Raw genomic sequence first — 22431 nt, forward strand, 5'->3', positions numbered from 1 at the left:
GTTCTCAAACAGTGCATCCGTGAGGAAACGGACGCGCTCCGGGTGCACGAGGCCCCGGAGCGGGTGGTGCGGGGTCAGTCGGCGCAGTCCGGGCAGAGTCCCCAGAACGTCACCTCGGCGGTGTCGATCCGGAACCCCGCGGTGCTGCTGGGGGTGAGGCACGGGGCGTGGCCCACGGTGCAGTCCACGTCGGCGACGGCGCCGCAGCCCCGGCACACCACGTGGTGGTGGTTGTCACCGAGCCGGCGCTCGTAGCGGGCCGGGTGCCCGGCCGGCTCGATGCGGCGCACGAGCCCCTTGTCGGTGAGCGTGTGCAGGACGTCGTAGACCGCCTGGACCGAGACGGAGCCCAGCGCGGTGCGCGCGGCGCGCAGCACGTCGTCGGCGTCCGCGTGCTGCTGCACCTCGACGGCGTCGAGCACGGCGAGGCGTGCGGCGGTGACGCGCAGGCCGTGGTCGCGCAGCTCGCTCTCGTGGCGTGCGCGGCGGGGCCCGTCCTCGAGGCCGGTGCCTGCGGTCGACGTCGCTCCTGTGGTCATGGCTCCCACTGTACCCCCCTATTCTGGAAGAGTTCCATTGATGGATCGGATCAGATGTCTGCGCGTGCGGTCGGCTCGCCCTGCACGCCCGCTCTGCTATCCTTGACAACTGACCGACCCGTTCGTGTCCGCACCTCCCGGTTCCGGGTGGTGCGGAAGACGTGCGGGTGCGCAAGTGGATGACATCCCACCCGGGCTTCGACCGCCGACTCACGTCGCGACAGAGGCCGGGTCCTGGTCCGGAGCGAGCCCCTCGGGGACCGTTCCGCCGTGGTCGTCGCGTTCGCGTGACGTCCCGACCTGATGGCCTCCGCCCTGCGCCAGGGACGGAGGCCTTCTTCGTGTCCGGGCGGTCTACCGACGACTTCCTAGGAGCATCACATCAGCGAGCCTCGCATCAACGATCGGATCCGCGTCCCCGAGGTCCGACTCATCGGTCCCGGCGGGGAGCAGGTCGGCGTCGTCCGCACCGAGGTTGCCCTGAGCCTTGCCCAGGACGCGGACCTCGACCTCGTCGAGGTCGCCCCGGACGCCCGGCCCCCCGTCGCCAAGCTCATGGACTTCGGCAAGTTCAAGTACGAGTCCGACATGAAGGCGCGTGAGGCGCGGCGCAACCAGGCGAACACGGTCCTCAAGGAGATCCGTTTCCGCCTGAAGATCGACCCGCACGACTACGGCACCAAGAAGGGCCACGTCGAGCGCTTCCTCGCGGCGGGCGACAAGGTCAAGGTCATGATCATGTTCCGCGGCCGTGAGCAGTCGCGCCCCGAGATGGGTGTCCGCCTGCTCCAGCGCCTCGCGGACGACGTCGCGGAGCTCGGCTTCGTGGAGTCCATGCCGAAGCAGGACGGGCGCAACATGACCATGGTGCTCGGTCCGGTGAAGAAGAAGGCCGACGCCAAGAGCGAGCAGCGCAAGCGCGCGCAGGAGGCCGAGCCGCGTCTCACCAAGTCCGCCCAGCGCGCCGCGGCGCGCTCGGGCGACGACGCGGACGAGACCGAGGCGGTCGAGACGCAGACCGTCGAGGCCACCGACGCGGTCGAGGCGACGGAGACCACGGACGCGGTCGAGGCTGCCGCCCCGGCCGAGGAGCCCGCCCCGGCCGAGGCTCCGGCGCAGGCCGCTCCGGCCCCGCGCTCCGCTCCGGCCCCGCGGTCGGCTCCGGCCCCGCGGTCGGCTCCGGCTCCGCGCTCGGCGCCTGCCCCGCGTCCGGCGGCTCGACCGGCCGCGGACTCGAAGCCGGCGGCGCCGCGCCCGACGCCCGCGGCCTCGCCCGCGTCGTCGGACGGCGCGAAGCCCGCAGCACCCCGGCCCGCCGCGCCGAAGCCGGGCGCCCCGCGCCCCGCGCCCAAGCCGGCACCCAAGCCGACGCCGCGCGGCAAGGCCGGCTGACACCGGCACCACGGACGGACCCTGCTCGGGGTCCGGGCCCACCGGCCCGGACCCGAACACGTCGGCCACCGCGAGGTGGCTGACCGGACACAAGGAGAGACGGCAGTCATGCCGAAGAACAAGACGCACTCGGGTGCCAAGAAGCGCTTCCGCATCACGGGTTCCGGGAAGGTCATGCGCGAGCAGACCAACGCCCGTCACTACCTCGAGCACAAGGCGACCAAGCGCAAGCGCCGCCTCGCTGCCGACCAGGTGGTCTCCCCCGCCGACGTCAAGTCCATCAAGAAGCTGCTCGGCAAGTGACCCGGCAGGTGGCGGGACCCGCCACCGACCGGCTCACCCCTGAGCCCCGAACTGCAAGGAGCATCACGTGGCACGCGTGAAGCGGGCGGTCAACGCCCAGAAGAAGCGCCGTACGACCCTCGAGCGCGCCAGCGGCTACCGCGGCCAGCGCTCGCGCCTCTACCGCAAGGCGAAGGAGCAGGTCACCCACTCCCTCGTCTACTCCTACCGTGACCGCAAGGCGCGCAAGGGCGACTTCCGCAAGCTGTGGATCCAGCGCATCAACGCTGCGTCGCGCGCCCAGGGCCTGACGTACAACCGCCTCATCCAGGGCCTCAAGGCCGCGGGTGTCGAGGTCGACCGTCGCCTGCTCGCGGAGCTCGCGGTCAACGACGTGGCGGCGTTCAACGCGCTCGTCCAGGTCGCGAAGGACGCGCTCCCCGAGGACGTCAACGCGCCCAAGGCCGCAGCCTGACCAGCGCCTCGCCCGGCCGCCCGTCGGCCACGGACGCCCGTCCGGCGCCCGGCCCGCTCGACCCCACGCTGACGAATCCTCGCAGCGACCGGGTCAAGGCGGTCCGTGCGCTGGCCGGGCGTCCGGCGCGTTCACGGCACGGACAGCTCCTCGTGGAGGGCCCGCAGGGCGTCCGCGAGGCGGTCCGGCACGCCCCCGACCAGGTCCGTGACGTCTACGTCACGCCCGCTGCGGCGGAGCGGCACCCGGAGATCGTCGCCGACGCGCGCGCGGCCGGGCTGCACGTGCACGGCGCGACGCCCGAGGTGCTGGCGGCGATGAGCGCCGACGCGCAGGGCGTGCTCGCCGTCGTGCGTGCGGACGCGCCGCGGCTGGAGGACGTCGTCGCGACGCTCGCGCGGCGCGACCGCCCGGCGCTCGTCGCGGTGCTCGCGACGGTCCGGGACCCGGGCAACGCGGGGACCGTGGTCCGCGCGGCGGACGCCGCCGGGGCCGACGCCGTCGTGCTCGCCGGCGAGAGCGTCGACGTGCACAACCCGAAGGTCGTGCGCTCGACGGCCGGGTCGCTCTTCCACCTCCCGGTCGTCACGGGCGTGAGCCTGGCCGAGGCCGTCGCCGCGCTGCGCGGCGCGGGGCTCGCGGTCCTCGCCGCCGACGGCGCGGGGGACCTCGACCTCGACGACCTGCTCGACGTGGCCGGCGCCGCGGGCGCCGGTACGGAGCGCCCGGTCGACCTCGCCGCGCCGACCGCATGGGTCTTCGGGAACGAGGCGTGGGGGCTGCCCCCGGAGGACCGCGCGCTGGCCGACGCCGTCGTGCGCGTGCCGATCCGCGGCCGGGCCGAGTCCCTGAACCTCGCGACGGCGGCGACGGTCTGCCTCTACGCCTCCAGCCGCGCGCACCGGCCCGCCCGAGGCCCGGGCGCCGACCCGGAGGGCGGCGCGTGAGGCTGTTCGCCGCGCTCTACCCGAGCGCCACGGCGCTCGACCACCTCGCGCTCGCCCTCGCGGACGCGCACGCCCAGGAGGCGCGCCGGCCCGACGGCGCACCGCTCGTCCGCTGGACGTCCCCCGAGCTGTGGCACCTCACGGTGTCGTTCTTCGGCGACGTGCCCGAGGGGGCCGTCCCCGACCTCGCGGCGGCGCTCGAGCCGGTCGCGCACGACGCCGCGCCGCTCGACCTCCGGCTCCGGGGCGCGGGCGTGTTCGACCGCCGCGTCCTGTGGGTGGGCGTCGGCGGGGACGGTGCCGACGCCCTGCGGGCGCTGAGCGCCGCGGTCGCCGAGGCGGCGGGCGACGCGGGCGTGCGGGTGGACCGCCGTCCCCGGCAGCGCGCGCACCTCACGGTCGCGCGGGCCGCGGCCGGGGCGCGCCAGGCGAACCGCCGGGCGCGCGGTCGCGGCGCGACCCGTCCCGACCGCACCGCGGGCGACCCGCTCGCCGCGCCCGCCGCGGCCCTCGCCGTGTACGCCGGCCCGGGGTGGACGACCGACGCGCTGCACCTCGTCGAGTCCGACCTCGGCGACGCCTCGGGGCACCCGGTGCACCGGACGCTGCGGACCCTGCCGCTCGGGCCCGCCGCGCGCTGAGCGGGACCACCCTCCGGCCGCGCCCGGAGACGCCTGTGCGAGGATGGGCCGCATGAGCCTGAGCGGTGGTCGTCGATTTCCCGGGCCCGTCACGGGCCCGCGCGACTGACGCGTGCTCCCCGCCCGCCTCGTGGCGGGACGGGTCCTGGCCCGGACGGGCGCCCTAGAATGACGGCGACGCGCGCACGTGCGCGCCCCGCACGCCCCGCCCCGAGCGGCGCGTGCCGCGGGTCGACGCCGGCCGTCGTCCGCTCCCCGCAGTCCCGCCCTCGCCAGGAAGGCACGCATGTCCAGCCCTGACGCCGACGTCGTCACCCCCCACGCGGGCGACGGCGGACCGGACACCACCACCGGACCCTCCCCGCTCGACGCCGACGCGCTGCAGCGCGCGCTCGACGCCGCGCTCGCCGCCGTCGCCGCGGCCGGCGACCTCGACGCGCTCAAGCGCGTGCGCACCGAGCACGCGGGCGACCGCAGCCCGCTCGCGCTCGCGAACCGCCAGATCGGTTCGCTCGCCCCCGCGGACAAGAAGACCGCGGGCAAGCTCCTCGGCCCGCTGCGCGGCCGGCTCAACCAGGCCCTCGCCGCGCGCCAGGCCGAGCTCGAGGCCGAGCGCGACGAGCGCGTCCTCGTCGAGGAGGCCGTGGACGTCACGCTGCCCGTGGACCGCGTCCCCGCGGGCGCGCGGCACCCGCTCGAGACGCTGCAGGAGCGCGTCGCGGACTTCTTCGTCGGTATGGGCTGGGAGATCGCGGAGGGCCCCGAGGTCGAGGCGGAGTGGTTCAACTTCGACGCCCTGAACTTCGGCGTGGACCACCCCGCGCGCCAGATGCAGGACACGTTCTACGTCGCCGGCCCCGACGGCGAGGACGGCGCGGAGCCGTCGAACCTCGTGCTGCGCACCCACACGTCGCCGGTCCAGGCCCGCTCGCTGCTCGAGCGCGGCGTGCCGCTGTACGTGGCGTGCCCGGGCAAGACGTTCCGCACGGACGCGCTCGACGCGACGCACACGCCCGTCTTCCACCAGGTCGAGGGCCTGGCGATCGACAAGGGCCTGACCATGGCGCACCTGCTCGGCACGCTCGACGCGTTCGCGCGCGCGATGTTCGGCCCGGACGCGCGCACGCGCCTGCGGCCCGCGTACTTCCCGTTCACCGAGCCGAGCGCCGAGATGGACCTGTGGTTCCCCCAGAAGAAGGGCGGGCCGGGCTGGATCGAGTGGGGCGGCTGCGGCATGGTCAACCCGAACGTGCTGCGGTCCGTCGGGGTCGACCCCGACGAGTACTCGGGCTTCGCGTTCGGCATGGGCATCGAGCGCACGCTCATGCTGCGCCACGGGATCGCGGACATGCACGACATGGTGGAGGGCGACGTGCGCTTCTCCGCCCAGTTCGGAACGGAGATCTGATGCCGTACGTCGCCATCGACTGGCTGGGCGACCACGTCGAGCTGCCCGCGGGGCTCACCGCCGAGCGGCTCGCCGCCGACCTCGTCCGCGTCGGCCTGGAGGAGGAGGCGATCCACGGCGCGGCCGTGACGGGTCCCCTCGTCGTCGGGCGCGTCCTCGAGATGACGCCCGAGCCGCAGAAGAACGGCAAGACGATCAACTGGTGCCTGGTCGACGTCGGGCCGGAGCACAACGCCGCCGAGATCAAGGGCGTCGAGCCGGCCGACATGCCGGCGGGTGGTGCGCGCGGCATCGTGTGCGGCGCGCACAACTTCGCGCCGGGCGACCTCGTCGTCGTCGCGCTGCCGGGCTCCGTCCTGCCCGGTCCGTTCCCCATCGCGAGCCGCAAGACGTACGGGCACGTGTCCGACGGCATGATCTGCTCGCAGCGCGAGCTCGGCCTCGGCGAGGACCACGACGGCATCATCGTGCTGCCGCGGCTCGGGTACGCGGCCGAGGACCTCACCCCGGGGCAGGACGCGGTCGCGCTGCTCGGGCTCGGCGACGAGGTGCTCGAGATCAACGTGACGCCCGACCGCGGGTACGCGTTCTCCTACCGCGGCGTCGCGCGCGAGTTCTCGCACTCGACGGGCGCGCGCTTCACGGACCCGGGCCTGCCCGGCTCCCTGCCCACGCCCCCGCCCGCGGCGACGCCCGACGGCTTCCCCGTCGAGGTCGACGACGCGGCGCCGGTCCACGGCGTCGTCGGGTGCGACCGGTTCGTCACGCGCGTCGTGCGCGGGCTCGACCCCGCGGCGCAGACGCCGGCGTGGATGCAGCGCCGCCTCACGGCGTCGGGCATGCGGCCCATCTCGCTCGCGGTCGACGTGACGAACTACGTCATGCTCGACCTCGGGCAGCCGCTGCACGCGTACGACCTCGAGAAGGTCGCGGCCCCCGTCGTGGTGCGGCGCGCCGCTCCGGGCGAGCGGCTCACGACGCTCGACGACGTGGACCGCGCGCTCGACCCGGAGGACCTGCTCATCACCGACAGCCCCGACGGTGCGCGCGGCGCGCGCGTGCTGGGTCTCGCCGGCGTCATGGGCGGTGCCTCCTCGGAGGTCGGGCCGGAGACGACGGCGGTGCTCGTCGAGGCCGCCCACTTCGACCCCGTGACGGTCGCGCGCACGTCGCGCCGCCACAAGCTGTCGAGCGAGGCCGCGAAGCGGTTCGAGCGCGGGGTGGACCCGCTGCTGCCCGCGGTCGCGGCGCAGCGCGTCGTCGACCTGCTCGTCGAGCTCGGCGGCGGGACCGCCGACCCGGCCGTCAGCGACCTCGACCGCGTGACCGCGCCCACGCCGATCCACCTGCCCGTCGGCGAGGCCGAGCGTCTCGTCGGCGTGCCGTACACGCTCGAGCAGGTCGTCGGGACGCTCGGGGCGATCGGGTGCACGGTCGACGCGGACGACGCCGCCGCGACGGGCGTCGTCGTCGTGACCCCGCCGTCGTGGCGCCCCGACCTCACCGAGCCGGCCGAGCTGGTCGAGGAGGTCGCGCGCCTCGTCGGGTACGACGAGATCCCGTCGGTGCTCCCCGCGGCGCCCGGCGGCCGCGGGCTCACGCGCGAGCAGCGCGTGCGCCGCTCGGTCGCTCGCGCGCTCGCCGAGCACGGCTTCGTCGAGACGCTGAGCTACCCGTTCGTCGGCGAGGGCGAGCTCGACGCGCTGCGGATCCCCGCGGACGACGAGCGCCGCCGGGCGCTGCGCCTGCTCAACCCGCTGGCCGACGACCGTCCCCTGATGCGCACGGACGTGCTGAGCACGCTCCTGGAGACCACGCGCCGCAACGTGGGCCGCGGGCTCGGGGACGTCGCCGTGTTCGAGGTCGGGCTCGTGACGCACCCGCGCCCGGGCGCCCCGGCCGCGCCGTCGCTGCCCGGCGGGGTGCGTCCCTCCGACGACGACCTCGCCGCGATCGAGGCCGCGCTCCCGGCGCAGCCGCGCCACGTCGCGGGCGTCCTGGTCGGTCGTCGCGAGCGGGCGGGCTGGTGGGGCCCCGGCCGGCCGGCGGACTGGACGGACGCGCTCGACGCGGCGCGCCTGGTCGCGGACCGCGCCGGCCTGCGGGGGGACGACGCCGTGCGCGTGGTCGCCGACACCGCGCGGGCCCCGTTCCACCCCGGGCGCTGCGCGCGCCTCGAGCTCGCCGACGGGACGGTCGTCGGGCACGCGGGCGAGCTGCACCCCAAGGTGCTCGAGAACGTCGGCCTGCCCGCCCGCTCCGTAGCGTTCGAGCTCGACCTGTCGGCGCTCGTCGCAGGTGCGTCCGACGAGCCCGTCCAGGCGACCCCGGTCTCCGGGTTCCCGGCGGCGAAGGAGGACCTCGCGTTCGTCGTCGCCGCCGACGTGCCGGCCGAGGCGCTGCGCGCCGCGGTCGTCGAGGGCGCCGGCGAGCTCGCCGAGGAGGTCGTGCTGTTCGACGTCTTCACGGGCGAGCAGGTGGGCGCCGGGCGCAAGTCGCTCGCGTTCTCGCTGCGGCTGCGCGCCGCGGACCGCACCCTCACCGCCGACGACGTCGCGCGGGTCCGGCAGGGCGCCGTGGCCGCCGCGCGCGAGCGCGTCGGGGCGGAGCTGCGCGCATGAGCGACGCACCGGGGGAGGGCACGACGCCGGACGTGGTGCCCGCGCGCACCGCGCTCGTCACCGGGGCGTCGCGCGGCATCGGCCGCGCGGTCGCCGTCGGGCTCGCCGCGGCCGGTCTCGACGTCGCGCTCCTCGCGCGCGACGCGGGCCGGCTCGCCGGGGTGGCCGACGAGATCGCCGCGCTCGCCGGCGCGGGCCGGGCCGTCGTCGTCACGGCGGACGTGACCGACGCGGCGGCGGTGGCCGCGGCCGTCCGCGAGGTCGAGGCCGCGCTCGGGAGCGTGGACCTGCTCGTCAACAACGCGGGCCGGGTCGACGCCGAGGTGCCGCTCTGGGAGGCGGACCCCGACGAGTGGTGGGCCGTCCTGGAGACCAACGTGCGCGGGCCGTTCCTGCTCGCGCGCGCGGTCGTCCCCGGGATGCTCGCGCGCGGCGGCGGCCGCGTCGTCGACCTCAACAGCGGCGCGGGCTCTCACGACATGGAGGGCGCGAGCGCGTACAACGCGAGCAAGACGGCGCTGCTGCGCCTCGGGGCGAACCTCCACCGCTCGGGCCACGCGCTCGGGCTGCGGACCTTCGAGGTGTCGCCGGGCGTCGTGCAGACCGACATGACGGCGTCCATGGTCATGCACGAGGGTCGCACGGAGTGGACGCCCGTCGAGCGCACGGTCGAGATGGTCGTCGCGATCGCCCGCGGCGAGCTCGACGCGTTCTCGGGGGCGTTCGTGCGCGTGACGCACGACTCGCCCGGGTCGCTCCGCGCGGCCGCCCAGGAGGCCGCCCGCGCGGGCGTCGCGCTGCCCGGGCCGGACGGCCGTCGGCTGCGCGTCACGCGCTGGGGCGCCGACGACCCGATGCCGGGAGAGCTCCCCGCCCGCTGAGCGCACGCACCCCGCACGGCCGACGCCGCCCGACCCCCCGGTCGGGCGGCGTCCGTGCGTCCGGGCACCGGGTCACAGCGGGACGCACGTGTCCCGGTCGACCCACACGTGCCACAGGCCCCGCTCGGGGTGCTCGTACTCGAACGCCACGAGCCCGCCTGCGTCGTGCGTGACGACGCCCGTGAGCACGACCCGCCGGCCGTCGCGGTCGAACGTCGTGCAGAGGGCGGGCACCTGGACCGGGACGGGCGCGTCCGGCAGGAAGGGGCGGGTCGCGGGGGCGACGTGCTGCGTCATACCCGGAAAGACGCGCGCACGCGCGTCGTCTCACGCGTCGGGGCGGGTGAAAAGCGCACGGGTCGCCGCGTAGCATGGCCCGCGACACGGGGTGCCCCGCACCGGGGCTGAGATGAGACCCGTCGAACCTGATCTGGCTCGTACCAGCGAAGGGATGTCCGCGCGATGACGCTCGCCCTGCCTCGGCACACCTCCGACCCGGTCCCCGCCCCCGCGGACCGTGATCACCGACCCGACCCGGGCCGTGGGCCCGACCCGGCACCGTCCCGCCCCCGCGTGCTCTCCGTCGCGGGGACCGACCCGACCGGCGGCGCCGGGATCCAGGCCGACCTCAAGGCGTTCTGCGCGCACGGCGCCTACGGCATGGCCGTCACCACGGCGCTCGTCGCGCAGAACACCCACGGCGTGCGGTCGGTGCACGTCCCCGGGCCGGCGTTCCTGCGCGCGCAGCTCGACGCCGTGTCCGACGACGTCGACGTCGATGCCGTGAAGATCGGCATGGTCGCGGACGAGGCGAACGCCCGCGCCGTCGGGGAGTGGCTCGACGACCTCGCCGCGGCGCGCGCCGCCACGGGTGCTCCGCGGCCCTGGGTCGTCCTGGACCCGGTGATGGTCGCGACGTCCGGCCACCGCCTGCTCGACGCGGGTGCCGAGCAGGCCGTGCGCGACCTCGCGGCGCGCGCCGACGTCGTCACGCCGAACCTGCCCGAGCTCGCCGTCCTCGGCGGGCAGGAGCCCGCGACGACGTGGGACGACGCCCTGCACCAGGCGACGTCGTACGCGACCGCGAGCGACGCCGTCGTGCTGCTCAAGGGCGGTCACCTCACCGGACGCACGTCGCCCGACGCGCTCGTCGTCCCCGCGCCCGGGCCGACGACGGGCCGCGCGCCGGGGGCGGTCACCGTCACGACGTTCGACGCCGAGCGCGTCGACACGCCCCACACCCACGGCACGGGGTGCTCGCTCTCGGCGGCGCTCGCGGCGCTGCGGCCGCAGCGCGCGAGCTGGGAGGAGTCCGCGCGCGAGGCGAAGGAGTGGCTCACGGGCGCGCTGCGTGCCGGCGCCGCGCTGCGGGTGGGGACGGGCCGGGGGCCCGTGGACCACCTGCACCGCTCGGCGCCCGTGCGGCGGGGCTGAGCCTGGGCCGACCGGCCGAGCCCGGGCTGCTGCGACGTGCCTGGCCCCGGCCCGCGGGACGCGCTCAGGCCGTGGGGCGGCTCGGTGCGTGGTCGGCCCTGCGGCCGACTCCGCGGTCGGTGTCGAGATCGGCCAGCGCGTCGCGGAGCACGGCGAGCGTCGCGCGCGCGACGGCGAGGCGCTGCGCGGGCGGGGCGTCCGCGGGCCGCGTGGTCACCTTGGCGCCGACGAGCGGGACGGGCCCCGCCGCGGCGAGGAACTCGCGCACCTCGGCCGGGCCGAGCATCGACTCGTCCGGGCCGGGGAGCGCGGGGTCCGGGCCGTGGGGCGGCACGTGCGCGTCCGCCCACGGCGCGCCCCACCGGCCGGGCCGGCCGGCGGCACCGGAGAGCATCGCGCTCGCGAGGAGGCCCGCGCCGGCGGCCGCCCGCGCGTGCTCGACGGGCGTCGCGGCGCTGCGCCCCTCGATGGCGGACCGACCCCAGTTGAGCCCGACGTGCAGGGGGTGGCCCGTGTCCCGGGCCGCGCGCGCGACGGCGGCGATCTCGTCGTCGAGCGCGAGGAAGCCCTTCTCCGCGACGCCCCACGGGCGGGGCGCGTCGCAGTGCTCCACCACGAGCGGCAGCCCGGCGGGCGCGACGGCGGCCAGCTCGGTGAGGCTGCGCGCGAGCGCCGCGCCGGACCCGCGGCCGGGACCGGGCGCGGACTGGAGCTCGACCGCGACGACGCGTCGTCGACCCTCCGCCTCGGCGAGCCGCGTCACGGCCGCGAGGACGCGCGCGACGCCGTCGACCGCCTCGCACCGACCCTCCTCGTCGTCGGACGCGAGGCCGTAGGAGCGGTCGGCCGTGGCGCGGCGGGCCGTCGCGGCGACCGTCGTCGGCAGCAGCGCCCAGTGCGCCGGGAGCGCGGCCGCGGTCGTCGCGAGCGCATCCGTGTCGTCCGGGTCGACGGGGTGCTCGAGGCCGCCGAGGCCGTCCTCGTCGAGGGCGGCGTACCAGCCGCCCGGGTCGGGGACGCCGGCGAGGGCATAGGCGCCGAGCAGGGTCAGGGGGCGGTCGTGCAGGTCGGTCATCGGTCCTCGTCGGTGGTGGTGGGGGATGCCGGGCGGGTCAGGCGCGGGCGACGTCCTGGTCGGCGGTGGCGTACTCGCACGCGTAGCCCGGCGGCACCCAGCGCCACCGTGCCTCGACGTCCTGCACCGCGACGCCCGCGGGCCGGTCGGCGACGCACGCGTCGGCCTGCTGGCGCACCGCCACGGTCACGTAGTAGACGATGAACACCGCGGTGAGCAGCACGGCGAGCACCGTCACGGTGCGGCGCAGCGCGGGGGAGGGGCCGCCGTCGGAGCCGTCCTCCTCGCCCGGGCGCGGCGGCACCCAGTCCCAGCTCACGCGGTCCCGGTCGTCGTGCCGGTCGTGGTCCCGGTCGTGGTGGCGTGAGCGTCGTCCGCCCCGGCGGGACGGAGCAGCACCTTGCCGGTGGTCGCCCGTCCCTCGAGCGCGCGGTGGGCGTCGGCGGCGTCGGCGAGCGGGAACGTCGCGCCGACGCGCGCGTGCAGCGTGCCGCCCGCGACGGCGCCGAGCACCTCGGTCGCGCGCTCGACGAGCTCGGCGCGCGTCGCCGTGTGGTCGGCGAGCTTGGGCCGCGTGAGGAAGAGCGAGCCGCCCGCGTTGAGGCGCTGCGGGTCGAACGGCGGGACCTGCCCGGAGGAGCCGCCGTAGAGGACGAGCGTGCCGCGGCGGCGCAGCGACGCGAGCGACGCGTCGAACGTGTCCTTGCCGACCGAGTCGTACACCGCCGCGACGCCCTCGCCGCCCGTGAGCCCGCGCACGACCTCCGGCAGCTCGGCGGTGAGGTCGGCGAACGCCGTGTACTGGATCGCGTGCTCGGCGCCCGCGCCGCGGGACAGCTCCGCCTTCTCGGGGGTCGAGACCGTGGAGATCACGTGCGCGCCCCGCGCCACGAGCATCTGGGTCAGGAGCAGCCCGACGCCGCCCGCGCCCGCGTGCACGAGCACACGGTCGCCCGGACGCACGGGGTACGACGACGTGCACAGGTAGTGCGCCGTGAGCCCCTGGAGCGCGACGGCGGTCGCGCCCTCGAGCGAGACGGCGTCCGGCACGTGCAGCGCCTGCCCGGCGTCCACCACGACGAGCTCCGCGTACGACCCCGGCGCCTCGGTCCACACGACGCGGTCGCCGACGGCGAACCCCTCGACCCCCTCGCCCACCTCGGCGACGACCCCGGCCCCCTCGCTCCCGACGACGTGCGGGTACTCCATCGCGTACACGCCGGAGCGCTTGTACGTGTCGATGAAGTTCACGCCCGCCACCGCGGAGCGGACGAGGAGCTGCCCCGGGCCCGGCGACGGGTCGGGCAGCTCGGTGTACTCGAGGACCTCGGGACCGCCCGCCGCGCGGGCCACGATCGCGTGCATGGCCTCAGCCTAGGGTCGCGCGGCGGTCACGGTCGCCCTCGGTCGGCGACCTTCGCGTGCACGGACGCGAGGTGCTCGCGCGCCGCCGCCGCGGCGCGGCCGGTGTCCCGGTCGCGGACGGCGTCGAGGATCGCCTCGTGCGCGTCCTGGTCGTCCCGGTGCGTCGTGCCCGTCCGGTCGAGGTCGACCATGGCGACCATCGCGCGACGCAGGCGCGGGACGAAGGTCGCGAAGAGCTCGGCGAGCACCGCGTTGTGCGCGGCGTCGACGACCGCCCGGTGGAACGCGAGGTCCGCGTCCACGTACTCGGCGGGCGACGCCGTCGCCGCGACCTGCCCGCGGCGGGCGAGCGCCGTCGTCATGGTGCGCAGGTCCGCGGGCGTGCGGCGCGCGGCGGCGAGCCCCGCGGCCTCCGCCTCCAGCGCGGCGCGCACCTCGAGCACGTCGACGATCTCGCCGCGGCGCAGCACCTCGTCCCAGTCGTCGGTGGTGTCCGTCGAGACGACGTACACGCCCGAGCCCTGCCTGCTGTCGAGGACGCCGCGGCCCGCGAGCTGGCGGATCGCCTCGCGGACGGTCGATCGGCCCACGCCGAGCTCGGCGGCGAGCGCCTGCTCCCCGGGCAGCCGGTGGTCGAGGGGCCAGGCACCGGAGCGCACGCGTTCGAGCAGGAGCTCGGCGGCCTGGTCGGCCAGGGGGCGTCGCTGCAGCGCGGTCATGGAAACCTCTCAGGTTGTCTGAGGACTTGATCGGCGCTAGCGTACCCCGCATGTCCTGGACGGCGCTCCTCCTTCGGCGCCACGGCGGGGTCTGACCGGACCGGCCCCCCGCCGTGGGGGTCCGTCGTGCGCCGGTCGTCCCGCGCCCCGCCACCCCGGGGCTCCAGCCGAAGGACCGCCATGACCGTCTCCGCCACGCCCGCCCGCACGGACCGCCCCGCCGCCAGGACCACGCCGTCGTGGAACCGGCAGCGCCCGTCGCCCATGCCGTCGTCCCGCTACGCCGACGTCCACGCCCGTGTCGACGTGCCCGACCTGCCCGACCGCCGCTGGCCGAACCGCCGGCTCACCCAGGCGCCGCTGTGGGTCCCCGTCGACCTGCGCGACGGCAACCAGGCGCTCGCGGAACCGATGGACCCGGCGCGCAAGCGCCGCTTCTTCGAGCTGCTCGTCGCGATGGGGTACACCGAGATCGAGGTGGGCTACCCGTCGGCGTCGCAGACCGACCTCGACTTCGTGCGCCTGCTCGCCGAGACCGACCTCGCGCCCGAGCACGTGACCGTCGTCGTGTTCACCGCCGCGCGCGCCGACCTCATCGCGCGCACGGTCGAGTCGGTGCGCGGGCTGCGCAACCCGGTCGTCGTCCACGTGTACGCCGCGACGGCGCCCGTCTGGCGCGACGTGGTGCTTGGCCGCGACCGCGAGGAGCTCGCCCGGCTGATCACCGACGCCGGGACCGAGGTGCTGCGCCACGCCGGCGACGACCCGCGCGTCCGGTTCGAGTTCTCGCCCGAGGTGTTCAACCTCACCGAGCCCGACTACGTGCTCGACGTGTGCGACCGCATGACGACGCTCTGGGACGCGACGCCCGAGCGGCCCGTCGTCCTCAACCTCCCCGCCACGGTCGAGGTCGCGACGCCCAACGTCTACGCCGACCAGATCGAGTACATGGACCGGAACCTCGCGCGGCGCGAGGGCGTGATCCTCTCGGTCCACCCGCACAACGACCGGGGCACCGGCGTCGCGTGCGCCGAGCTCGCGGTCCTCGCGGGCGCGCAGCGCGTCGAGGGGTGCCTGTTCGGCAACGGCGAGCGCACCGGGAACGTCGACCTCGTGACGCTGGGCCTCAACCTGCACGCGCAGGGCGTCGACCCGATGGTCGACTTCTCCGACCTCGACGCGATCCGCGACGTCGTCGTGGCGTGCAACCGGATCGACGTCCACCCGCGCCACCCGTACGTGGGCGACCTGGTGCACACCGCCTACTCCGGCACGCACCAGGACGCGATCCGCAAGGGGATGGCGCGGCACCGGGCCGACGCCGCGGCGGCCGGCCTCGACCCCGCGGCCGCGCCGTGGCGCGTGCCGTACCTGCCGGTCGACCCCGCGGACCTCGGGAGGTCGTACGAGGCCCTCGTGCGCGTGAACAGCCAGTCCGGGAAGGGCGGCGTCGCGTACGTGCTGCAGTCGGTCCACGGCCTGGACCTGCCCCGGGGCCTCCAGGTGGACCTCGCGCGCCGCGTCCAGGAGCACGCCGACGCCACCGGTGCCGAGGTGACGCCCGACGTCCTCCTCACGCTGTTCGACGCGGCCTACGCGCGCCCGGGTGCCGTCGCACCCGTCGCGTGGACGAGCCGGCGCGCCGACGACGGGACGGAGCGCCTCGACCTCGAGGTCACGGTCGACGGCGAGCGCGTCGCCGCGTCCGGGACGGGCACCGGCGCGGTCGACGCCCTCGTCGACGCGCTGGCCCGCCTCGGCCGCCCGGTCGAGGTCCTCTCGCTCACCCAGCAGTCCGTCGGCAGCGGGAGCGACGCGACCGCGGTGACCTACCTCGAGCACCGCGGCCCCGACGGCGGCCCGCGCTGGACCGTGGGTCGTGACGCGTCCGTCCTGGGAGCGGCCGTCCGTGCGGTCTGCGCGGCGGCGGACTGAGGCCGGGTTCGCGGGTCTGCATCGGTCTACGGCCCGCGGGGTCGGGTCCGCGGGTCTGCATCGGTCTACGGCCCGCGGGGCCGGCTCCGCGGGTCTGCAGGGATCTACGGCCCGCAGGGTCGGGTCCGCGGTGGGGTCGGACCGTGCGCTCGGACTGGCGCACCGTCGCCCTGGTCTTCCGGGCGGAGGTCGAAGGAGTGCGCCTTGACGTCCTTCGCGCACGGTCCGACCCACCGCTCGTCCTGTCCCGCACCGCACGACCGTGGTCAGGCCCGGCGGTTCGGTCAGGCTCGGCCCGTCGCCTCGGTCCCGGACGTTCCGCTGAGAAGCGAGAAGTTGCCCCTCCGAGCCCCGCTCGTGGGGCTGCTTCTCGCTTGTCGTCACCGCATGTCGGCTCGGACGAGTCCGGCGGACCGGCCGCAGGGCTGGAGGCCGATGCCGATCCGCGGACGTGACCCGCGGACCGTTGACCCCACCAGCTCGACCCCGCGTACCGTGGGGCGGGACCTCCGGTCCGACCGTTGCATAAGTATGTATAGTGATGCATATGACGATCAGAGTCGCGGTCGCGGGTGCGTCCGGGTACGCGGGCGGGGAGACGCTCCGCCTGCTCGCCGGGCACCCCGAGGTGGAGATCGGCGCCGTGACGGCGCACAGCAACGCGGGCACGCTCCTCGGCGAGCACCAGCCGCACCTGCGATCCCTGGCCGACCGCGTGCTCCTGCCGACGGCGGTCGAGCACCTCGTGGGGCACGACGTCGTCGTGCTCGCGCTGCCGCACGGTGCCTCGGGCGAGATCGCGGCGCAGCTCCCCGACGACGTGCTCGTGCTCGACCTCGGCGCGGACCACCGGCTCGAGTCCGCCGCGGACTGGTCGGCGTTCTACGGCTCCGAGCACGCGGGCACGTGGCCGTACGGGCTGCCGGAGCTCCTGCTGACGAACGTGCCGGGTGCCGCGGCGACCGAGACCCGGCAGCGTGAGCGGCTCGCCGGTGCGCGGCGCGTGGCCGTCCCCGGGTGCAACGTCACGGCCGTCACGCTCGGCATCCAGCCGGGCGTCGCCGCCGGGCTCGTCGAGGGCACGGACCTCGTCGCGGTGCTCGCCAACGGGTACTCGGGCGCGGGGAAGTCGCTCAAGCCGCACCTGCTCGCGTCCGAGGCGCTCGGGTCGGCGCAGCCGTACGCCGTCGGCGGGTCGCACCGGCACATCCCGGAGATCGCGCAGAACCTGCGGGCCGCGGGGGCCCCGGCCGTGAGCATCTCCTTCACGCCCACGCTCGTGCCCATGTCGCGCGGCATCCTCGCCACGGTGACGGCGCGCCTGTCCGACGACGCCGCGCGCCTCGACCCCGCGGCGCTCGACGCGCGCGTCCGCCAGGCCTGGGAGGACGCGTACGTCGGCGAGCCGTTCGTCCGCGTGCTGCCTGCGGGCCAGTGGCCGACGACGGCGATGACCCTCGGCGCGAACATCGCGCTCGTCCAGGTCGCGGTCGACCACGCGGCGGGCCGCGTCGTCACCGTCACGGCGATCGACAACCTCGTCAAGGGCACCGCGGGCGCCGCGGTGCAGTCCATGAACATCGCGCTCGGCCTGCCGCAGACGGCGGGCCTCACGACCGAGGGGGTCGCCCCGTGACCGTCACCACCCCGCAGGGCTTCCGGGCCGCCGGCGTCGCCGCCGGGCTCAAGTCCACCGGCGCTCGCGACGTCGCGCTCGTCGTCAACGACGGGCCGCTCGACGTCGCCGCGGCCGTCCTCACGACGAACCGGGTGTTCGCCGCGCCGGTCGCCTGGACGCGCCAGGCCGTGCGCGACGGGCGCGCGACGGCCGTCGTGCTCAACTCGGGCGGCGCGAACGCGTGCACCGGGCCGGAGGGCTTCGCCGACACGCACCGCACGGCGGAGCACGTCGCCGACGTGCTTGCGACGTCGGCGGGCGACGTGCTCGTCTGCTCGACGGGCCTCATCGGCGTGCGGCTGCCCATGGACACGCTCCTCGCGGGCGTCGACGCCGCCGCGGCGGCGCTCGCGGACCCGGTCGCCGCGGTCGACGGCGGCGGCGACGCCGCGCTCGCCATCATGACGACGGACACCGTGCCGAAGACGGTGGCGGTGGTCCGCGAGGTCACGGACGCCACCGCGACGGACGGTGCCGCGACGTGGTCCGTGGGCGGCATGGCGAAGGGCGCGGGCATGCTCGCGCCGGGCCTCGCGACCATGCTGTGCGTGCTGACGACGGACGCCGTCGTCGACGCCGCGACGGCCGACGCCGCGCTGCGCGCCGCGACCCGCACGACGTTCGACCGCGTCGACTCCGACGGCTGCATGTCGACGAACGACACCGTGATCCTGCTCGCGTCGGGCGCGTCCGGGGTCGAGGTCGGTCTCGACGCGCTCACCGACGCCGTCACGGAGGCGTGCGGGTCGCTCGCGCGCCAGCTCGTCGCCGACGCGGAGGGCGCGAGCCACGACGTCGCCGTCACGGTGGTGGGTGCGTCCAGCGAGGACGCCGCGGTCGCCGTCGCGCGCGCCGTGACGCGGTCCAACCTGTTCAAGGCCGCGATCTTCGGCAACGACCCGAACTGGGGCCGCATCGTGTCCGCCGTCGGGACCGTCCCCGAGGACGTCGCGCCGTTCGACGCGCTCCTGCTCGACGTGACGGTCAACGGCGTCCAGGTCTGCCGGGCCGGGGGAGTGGGCGAGCCCCGCGAGCTCGTCGACCTCGCCGCCGAGCGGGAGGTGCGCGTCGAGATCGACCTGCACGCCGGCTCCGCGAGCGCGACCGTCTGGACCAACGACCTCACGCACGACTACGTCCACGAGAACAGCGCGTACTCCTCATGAGCGCCCCCACCACGCCCACGCCCCACCCGGACGACGCCGCGTTCGACACCCGCACCGACCTGCGCCCCGAGCAGAAGGCCGAGGTGCTCGTCGAGGCCCTGCCGTGGCTCGAGGAGTTCGCCGGCGCGCTCGTCGTCGTCAAGTACGGCGGCAACGCCATGGTCGACGACACGCTCAAGGCCGCGTTCGCCGAGGACATGGTGTTCCTGCGCCGCGTCGGGCTGCGCCCGGTCGTCGTGCACGGCGGGGGCCCGCAGATCTCCGCGATGCTCGACCGGCTCGGCATCGAGTCCGAGTTCCGCGGGGGCCTGCGCGTCACGACGCCGGAGGCGATGGACGTCGTGCGCATGGTCCTCACCGGCCAGGTCTCGCGCGAGCTCGTCGGCCTCATCAACGCGCACGGCCCGTACGCCGTCGGGCTCTCGGGCGAGGACGGCGGCCTGCTGCAGGCCCAGCGCCGGCACGCGACCGTCGACGGCGAGCCGGTCGACGTCGGGCTCGTCGGCGACGTCGTCGAGGTGCACCCGTCCGCGGTCCAGGACCTGCTCGACGCCGGCCGCATCCCCGTCGTGTCGACCATCGCCCCCGACCTCGAGGACCCGACCCAGGTGCTCAACGTCAACGCGGACACCGCCGCCGCGGCGCTCGCGGTCGCGCTCGGCGCGAAGAAGCTCGTCGTCCTGACCGACGTCGAGGGCCTGTACACGTCGTGGCCGGACCGCGGCTCGCTCGTCGCGCAGATCACGCGCTCGGAGCTCGCGGCGCTCCTGCCGTCGCTCTCGGCGGGCATGGTCCCCAAGATGGAGGCGTGCTTGCGCGCCGTCGAGGGCGGGGTCCCCGCGGCGACGGTCATCGACGGCCGCGTGCCGCACTCGACGCTGCTCGAGGTCTTCACCACCCAGGGCAACGGGACGATGGTCGTCCCCGACGCCGCGGGCGCGCCGGCGCCCGCGCTCACCACGACCGCCGGAGGGGCCGCGTGAACGCGCTCGACCACCCGACGGGCGCGCCCGCGCCCGCACCGACGACCACCGTGACGGCCCCGGCCGACGGCTCCGTCGCGCAGTGGACCGACCGCTACACCCACGCGGTCATGGACACGTTCGGCCCGCCGCAGCGCGTCCTCGTGCGCGGCGAGGGCGCGTACGTGTGGGACGCCGACGGGAAGCGGTACCTCGACCTGCTCGCGGGCATCGCGGTCAACGCGCTCGGCCACGCCCACCCGACGCTCACGGCGGCGGTCTCGGCCCAGCTCGGCACGCTCGGGCACGTCTCGAACTTCTTCGGCACCCCGACGCAGATCGCGCTCGCCGAGCGCCTGCTCGCGCTCGCGGAGGCGCCCGAGGGGTCGCGCGTGTTCTTCACGAACTCGGGCACGGAGGCCAACGAGGCGGCGTTCAAGATGACGCGCCGCACGGGCCGCACGCGGGTCCTCGCGCTCCAGGGCGGCTTCCACGGGCGGACCATGGGGGCCCTCGCGCTGACGTCGAAGGCCGCGTACCGCGAGCCGTTCGAGCCGCTCCCGGGTGGTGTCGAGTTCGTCGCGTTCGACGACGTCGCCGCGCTCGAGGAGGCCTTCTCGCCCGCGGCCGTGGCGGCCCGCGGCGAGGTCGCGGCGCTCGTCGTCGAGCCCGTGCAGGGCGAGGCCGGCGTGCGCGCGCTCTCGCCGGGCTACCTCGTCGCCGCGCGCGAGCTCACCGCGCGCCACGGCGCGCTGCTCGTCCTCGACGAGGTCCAGACCGGCGTCGGGCGCACCGGCTCGTGGTTCGCCTACCAGCAGCGGGAGGTGGGCGGCGGCGTCGTGCCCGACGTCGTCACGCTCGCCAAGGGCCTCGGCGGTGGGTTCCCCGTCGGCGCGGTGGTCGCGTACGGCGAGCGGGCGGCGACGCTGCTCGGCCGCGGCCAGCACGGGACGACGTTCGGCGGCAACCCCGTGGCGGCGGCGGCGGCGCTCGCGACGCTCGGGGTGATCGAGCGCGACGGGCTGCTCGAGAACGTGCGGGCCGTCGGGGCGCTCCTGCGCGACGGCATCGCCCGTGCGGGGAACCCGCTCGTCGCGGGCGTGCGCGGCCGCGGGCTCCTGCTCGCCGTGCAGCTCACGCGGCCCGTCGCGGCCGACGTCGCGCGCACGGCGCTCGACGCGGGCTTCGTCGTCAACGCCGTCGCGCCCGACGCGATCCGGCTCGCGCCGCCTCTCGTCCTCACGCCCGACCAGGCGCGCGACGTCGTCGCGTTCTTCGCCGCGGTCGCGGTCCCCGAGGACCCCGCCGCCCCGGCCGGCGCACCCACCACCCCCACGACCGACCCCACGACGAGGAGCTCCTGATGGCCCCCCGGCACTTCCTGCGCGACGACGACCTCACGCCCGCCGAGCAGCGTCAGGTCCTCGAGATCGGCCTCGCGTTCCGCGACGACCGCACGTTCCGCCAGCCGCTCGCCGGGCCGCAGGGCGTGGCCGTCCTGTTCGACAAGCCGACGCTGCGCACGCAGCTCTCGTTCGCGACGGGCATCGCCGAGCTCGGCGGCTTCCCGGTCGTCGTGGACGGCCGGCTCGCCCAGGTCGGGGTGCGCGAGTCCGTCGCGGACGTCACGCGCGTCCTCGACCGGCAGGCGTCCGCCATCGTGTGGCGCACGTTCGGCCAGGACCGGATCGAGGAGATGGCGGCGATCAGCCGGGTCCCGGTCGTCAACGCGCTCACCGACGACTTCCACCCGTGCCAGATCCTCGCGGACCTCCTGACGATCGCCCAGCTCCGCGGCGGGACGGGCGCGCTCGCGGGCCAGACGCTCGCGTACGTCGGCGACGGCGCGAACAACATGGCGCACTCCTACCTGCTCGGCGGCGCGACCGCGGGCCTGCACGTGCGGGTCGGCACGCCGGACGGGTACCCGCCGCACCCGGTCTTCGTCGCCGACGCCGAGCGGATCGCGGCCGAGACCGGCGGCTCGGTGCTCGTCACGGCCGACCCCGTCGAGGCCGTCGCGGGGGCGGACGTCGTCGCGACCGACACGTGGGTGTCCATGGGCGACGAGGCGGAGGCCGAGGACCGCGCCCTGCCGTTCGTGCCGTACCAGGTGAACGACGAGCTCCTCGCGCACGCCAAGCCCGACGCGATCGTGCTGCACTGCCTGCCCGCCTACCGGGGCAAGGAGATCACCGCCGAGGTGATCGACGGCCCCCGCTCGGCGGTGTGGGACGAGGCGGAGAACCGGCTGCACGCGCAGAAGGCGCTGCTCACGTTCCTCCTGGAGCGGTCGTGACCGAGGCCCGCACGGCGACGACGAAGACGGCGCGCCACGCGCGCATCGCCGAGATCGTGCGCCGCACCGAGATCCACTCCCAGGCGGAGCTCGCGCGCGAGCTCGAGCGCGAGGGCCTGTCGGTGACCCAGGCGACGCTGTCGCGCGACCTCATCGAGCTGCGCGCGGAGAAGGTGCGCGGCGCCTCGGGCGCGCTCGTGTACGCGGTGCCGGGGGAGGGCGGGGACCGCAGCGTGCAGACGGCGGAGTCGCCCGAGTACCTCGCGGCCCGGCTCGCGCGCCTGTGCTCGGAGATGCTCGTGTCCGCCGAGGCGTCCGCGAACCTCGTCGTGCTGCGCACGCCCCCCGGTGCTGCGAACTACCTCGCGTCGGCGATCGACCACTCCGTGCTCCCGCACGTGCTCGGCTGCATCGCGGGCGACGACACGATCCTCGTCATCGCGCGCGACCCCGACGGCGGCGCGGACCTCGCGCGGCGCTTCCTCGAGCTCTCCGGACCCCACGGCGGGACCGTCCCCGGCACGCCGGACTGACCGCCGTCGGACCACGCCCCGCGCGGCCGCAGCGCCCTGCGAGACTGGACCCCGACCCCACCCGCACGTCACAGAAAGA

At 76.1% G+C, this 22431-nt stretch carries 22 protein-coding genes and 1 riboswitch; of the genes, 16 read left to right on the plus strand and 6 right to left on the minus strand.

Features of this window, described 5'->3' with window-relative positions; all coding sequences use genetic code 11:
• Window positions 1-74: 74 nt before the first annotated feature.
• Window positions 75-539 carry a Fur family transcriptional regulator gene (locus tag HKK73_RS08350; protein ID WP_081600341.1) on the minus strand — a complete coding sequence of 155 codons (465 nt, stop codon included), beginning with the start codon at window positions 537-539 and terminating at the stop codon, window positions 75-77.
• A gap of 432 nt (window positions 540-971) precedes the next feature.
• Here HKK73_RS08350 and infC point away from each other — a divergent pair, with 432 nt between their 5' ends.
• The 8 genes from infC to HKK73_RS08390 all read left to right on the plus strand — a co-directional run bounded on the left by infC (window position 972) and on the right by HKK73_RS08390 (window position 9186).
• The gene (gene infC, locus HKK73_RS08355; protein ID WP_249355884.1) at window positions 972-1931 is read left to right on the plus strand and encodes a translation initiation factor IF-3; all 960 of its coding nucleotides are present in this window, start codon (window positions 972-974) and stop codon (window positions 1929-1931) included.
• 108 nt (window positions 1932-2039) lie between these two features.
• Window positions 2040-2234: a 50S ribosomal protein L35 gene (gene rpmI, locus HKK73_RS08360; protein WP_034653792.1), complete on the plus strand. Its 195-nt coding sequence runs from the start codon at window positions 2040-2042 to the stop codon at window positions 2232-2234.
• A gap of 67 nt (window positions 2235-2301) precedes the next feature.
• The gene (rplT, locus tag HKK73_RS08365; RefSeq protein WP_024840664.1) at window positions 2302-2688 is read left to right on the plus strand and encodes a 50S ribosomal protein L20; all 387 of its coding nucleotides are present in this window, start codon (window positions 2302-2304) and stop codon (window positions 2686-2688) included.
• Between the two features lie 68 nt (window positions 2689-2756).
• On the plus strand, window positions 2757-3635 hold the full coding sequence (locus tag HKK73_RS08370; RefSeq protein WP_076406622.1) for an RNA methyltransferase: 879 nt from the start codon (window positions 2757-2759) through the stop codon (window positions 3633-3635).
• On the plus strand, window positions 3632-4276 hold the full coding sequence (thpR, locus tag HKK73_RS08375; protein ID WP_171467801.1) for an RNA 2',3'-cyclic phosphodiesterase: 645 nt from the start codon (window positions 3632-3634) through the stop codon (window positions 4274-4276). The genes HKK73_RS08370 and thpR overlap by 4 nt, the downstream gene beginning before the upstream one ends.
• A gap of 286 nt (window positions 4277-4562) precedes the next feature.
• The gene (pheS, locus tag HKK73_RS08380) at window positions 4563-5684 is read left to right on the plus strand and encodes a phenylalanine--tRNA ligase subunit alpha (protein WP_083712017.1); all 1122 of its coding nucleotides are present in this window, start codon (window positions 4563-4565) and stop codon (window positions 5682-5684) included.
• Window positions 5684-8305 (plus strand): phenylalanine--tRNA ligase subunit beta, encoded by a 2622-nt coding sequence (gene pheT / locus HKK73_RS08385; RefSeq protein ID WP_171467802.1) that lies wholly within the window; start codon window positions 5684-5686, stop codon window positions 8303-8305. Before pheS ends, pheT begins: the two co-directional genes overlap by 1 nt.
• A complete protein-coding gene (locus HKK73_RS08390) occupies window positions 8302-9186 on the plus strand; it encodes an SDR family oxidoreductase (protein WP_171467803.1) in 885 nt (294 codons plus the stop codon). The genes pheT and HKK73_RS08390 overlap by 4 nt, the downstream gene beginning before the upstream one ends.
• Window positions 9187-9258: 72 nt before the next feature.
• On the opposite strand, the gene HKK73_RS08395 is transcribed toward HKK73_RS08390, so the two are convergent.
• Window positions 9259-9483 (minus strand): hypothetical protein, encoded by a 225-nt coding sequence (locus tag HKK73_RS08395; protein ID WP_034651423.1) that lies wholly within the window; start codon window positions 9481-9483, stop codon window positions 9259-9261.
• 77 nt (window positions 9484-9560) lie between these two features.
• A riboswitch (TPP riboswitch) is annotated at window positions 9561-9655 on the plus strand.
• A gap of 104 nt (window positions 9656-9759) precedes the next feature.
• Here HKK73_RS08395 and thiD point away from each other — a divergent pair.
• On the plus strand, window positions 9760-10620 hold the full coding sequence (gene thiD / locus HKK73_RS08400; protein ID WP_253705854.1) for a bifunctional hydroxymethylpyrimidine kinase/phosphomethylpyrimidine kinase: 861 nt from the start codon (window positions 9760-9762) through the stop codon (window positions 10618-10620).
• Window positions 10621-10684: 64 nt separating this feature from the next.
• Here thiD and HKK73_RS08405 read toward each other — a convergent pair whose 3' ends face one another.
• Genes HKK73_RS08405 through HKK73_RS08420 form a run of 4 tightly spaced genes read right to left on the minus strand, consistent with a single transcriptional unit; the run spans window position 10685 to window position 13779 of the window.
• Window positions 10685-11695 carry a DUF4862 family protein gene (locus tag HKK73_RS08405; RefSeq protein WP_085388070.1) on the minus strand — a complete coding sequence of 337 codons (1011 nt, stop codon included), beginning with the start codon at window positions 11693-11695 and terminating at the stop codon, window positions 10685-10687.
• Window positions 11696-11732: 37 nt separating this feature from the next.
• Window positions 11733-12014 carry a hypothetical protein gene (locus HKK73_RS08410; RefSeq protein WP_171467805.1) on the minus strand — a complete coding sequence of 94 codons (282 nt, stop codon included), beginning with the start codon at window positions 12012-12014 and terminating at the stop codon, window positions 11733-11735.
• Window positions 12011-13060, minus strand: a complete 1050-nt coding sequence (locus tag HKK73_RS08415) for a quinone oxidoreductase (protein WP_171467806.1) — start codon at window positions 13058-13060, stop codon at window positions 12011-12013. Before HKK73_RS08415 ends, HKK73_RS08410 begins: the two co-directional genes overlap by 4 nt.
• A gap of 26 nt (window positions 13061-13086) precedes the next feature.
• The gene (locus HKK73_RS08420) at window positions 13087-13779 is read right to left on the minus strand and encodes a FadR/GntR family transcriptional regulator (protein ID WP_171467807.1); all 693 of its coding nucleotides are present in this window, start codon (window positions 13777-13779) and stop codon (window positions 13087-13089) included.
• A 180-nt stretch (window positions 13780-13959) separates the two neighbouring features.
• Here HKK73_RS08420 and HKK73_RS08425 point away from each other — a divergent pair, with 180 nt between their 5' ends.
• The 7 genes from HKK73_RS08425 (at window position 13960) to HKK73_RS08455 (ending at window position 22352) form a co-directional block, all read left to right on the plus strand.
• On the plus strand, window positions 13960-15714 hold the full coding sequence (locus HKK73_RS08425; protein ID WP_305792573.1) for a 2-isopropylmalate synthase: 1755 nt from the start codon (window positions 13960-13962) through the stop codon (window positions 15712-15714).
• Window positions 15715-16255: 541 nt separating this feature from the next.
• Window positions 16256-17350 (plus strand): N-acetyl-gamma-glutamyl-phosphate reductase, encoded by a 1095-nt coding sequence (gene argC, locus HKK73_RS08430; protein ID WP_171467808.1) that lies wholly within the window; start codon window positions 16256-16258, stop codon window positions 17348-17350.
• The gene (argJ, locus tag HKK73_RS08435) at window positions 17347-18558 is read left to right on the plus strand and encodes a bifunctional glutamate N-acetyltransferase/amino-acid acetyltransferase ArgJ (protein ID WP_085388065.1); all 1212 of its coding nucleotides are present in this window, start codon (window positions 17347-17349) and stop codon (window positions 18556-18558) included. Before argC ends, argJ begins: the two co-directional genes overlap by 4 nt.
• A complete protein-coding gene (gene argB / locus HKK73_RS08440) occupies window positions 18555-19541 on the plus strand; it encodes an acetylglutamate kinase (protein ID WP_114553398.1) in 987 nt (328 codons plus the stop codon). The genes argJ and argB overlap by 4 nt, the downstream gene beginning before the upstream one ends.
• Window positions 19542-19651: 110 nt before the next feature.
• Window positions 19652-20884: an acetylornithine transaminase gene (locus HKK73_RS08445; protein ID WP_171468717.1), complete on the plus strand. Its 1233-nt coding sequence runs from the start codon at window positions 19652-19654 to the stop codon at window positions 20882-20884.
• Window positions 20884-21819, plus strand: coding sequence for an ornithine carbamoyltransferase (gene argF, locus HKK73_RS08450; protein WP_114553706.1), 936 nt, complete (start codon window positions 20884-20886; stop codon window positions 21817-21819). The genes HKK73_RS08445 and argF overlap by 1 nt, the downstream gene beginning before the upstream one ends.
• Window positions 21816-22352, plus strand: a complete 537-nt coding sequence (locus HKK73_RS08455; protein WP_171467809.1) for an arginine repressor — start codon at window positions 21816-21818, stop codon at window positions 22350-22352. Before argF ends, HKK73_RS08455 begins: the two co-directional genes overlap by 4 nt.
• Window positions 22353-22431 lie beyond the last annotated feature (79 nt).

Source organism: Cellulosimicrobium sp. 72-3, from assembly GCF_013127315.1.
In the GTDB taxonomy this organism is placed as follows: Bacteria; Actinomycetota; Actinomycetes; order Actinomycetales; family Cellulomonadaceae; genus Cellulosimicrobium; species Cellulosimicrobium funkei.

What these genes read in the sequence shown, in the direction of transcription:
- HKK73_RS08350 (WP_081600341.1), bottom strand. Translation starts at nt 539, where the DNA reads ATGACCACAGGAGCGACGTCGACCGCAGGCACCGGCCTCGAGGACGGG.
- rpmI (WP_034653792.1), top strand. Translation starts at nt 2,040, where the DNA reads ATGCCGAAGAACAAGACGCACTCGGGTGCCAAGAAGCGCTTCCGCATC.
- pheS (WP_083712017.1), top strand. Translation starts at nt 4,563, where the DNA reads ATGTCCAGCCCTGACGCCGACGTCGTCACCCCCCACGCGGGCGACGGC.
- pheT (WP_171467802.1), top strand. Translation starts at nt 5,684, where the DNA reads ATGCCGTACGTCGCCATCGACTGGCTGGGCGACCACGTCGAGCTGCCC.
- HKK73_RS08390 (WP_171467803.1), top strand. Translation starts at nt 8,302, where the DNA reads ATGAGCGACGCACCGGGGGAGGGCACGACGCCGGACGTGGTGCCCGCG.
- HKK73_RS08395 (WP_034651423.1), bottom strand. Translation starts at nt 9,483, where the DNA reads ATGACGCAGCACGTCGCCCCCGCGACCCGCCCCTTCCTGCCGGACGCG.
- HKK73_RS08405 (WP_085388070.1), bottom strand. Translation starts at nt 11,695, where the DNA reads ATGACCGACCTGCACGACCGCCCCCTGACCCTGCTCGGCGCCTATGCC.
- HKK73_RS08415 (WP_171467806.1), bottom strand. Translation starts at nt 13,060, where the DNA reads ATGCACGCGATCGTGGCCCGCGCGGCGGGCGGTCCCGAGGTCCTCGAG.
- HKK73_RS08420 (WP_171467807.1), bottom strand. Translation starts at nt 13,779, where the DNA reads ATGACCGCGCTGCAGCGACGCCCCCTGGCCGACCAGGCCGCCGAGCTC.
- HKK73_RS08425 (WP_305792573.1), top strand. Translation starts at nt 13,960, where the DNA reads ATGACCGTCTCCGCCACGCCCGCCCGCACGGACCGCCCCGCCGCCAGG.
- argC (WP_171467808.1), top strand. Translation starts at nt 16,256, where the DNA reads ATGCATATGACGATCAGAGTCGCGGTCGCGGGTGCGTCCGGGTACGCG.
- argB (WP_114553398.1), top strand. Translation starts at nt 18,555, where the DNA reads ATGAGCGCCCCCACCACGCCCACGCCCCACCCGGACGACGCCGCGTTC.
- HKK73_RS08445 (WP_171468717.1), top strand. Translation starts at nt 19,652, where the DNA reads ATGGACACGTTCGGCCCGCCGCAGCGCGTCCTCGTGCGCGGCGAGGGC.
- argF (WP_114553706.1), top strand. Translation starts at nt 20,884, where the DNA reads ATGGCCCCCCGGCACTTCCTGCGCGACGACGACCTCACGCCCGCCGAG.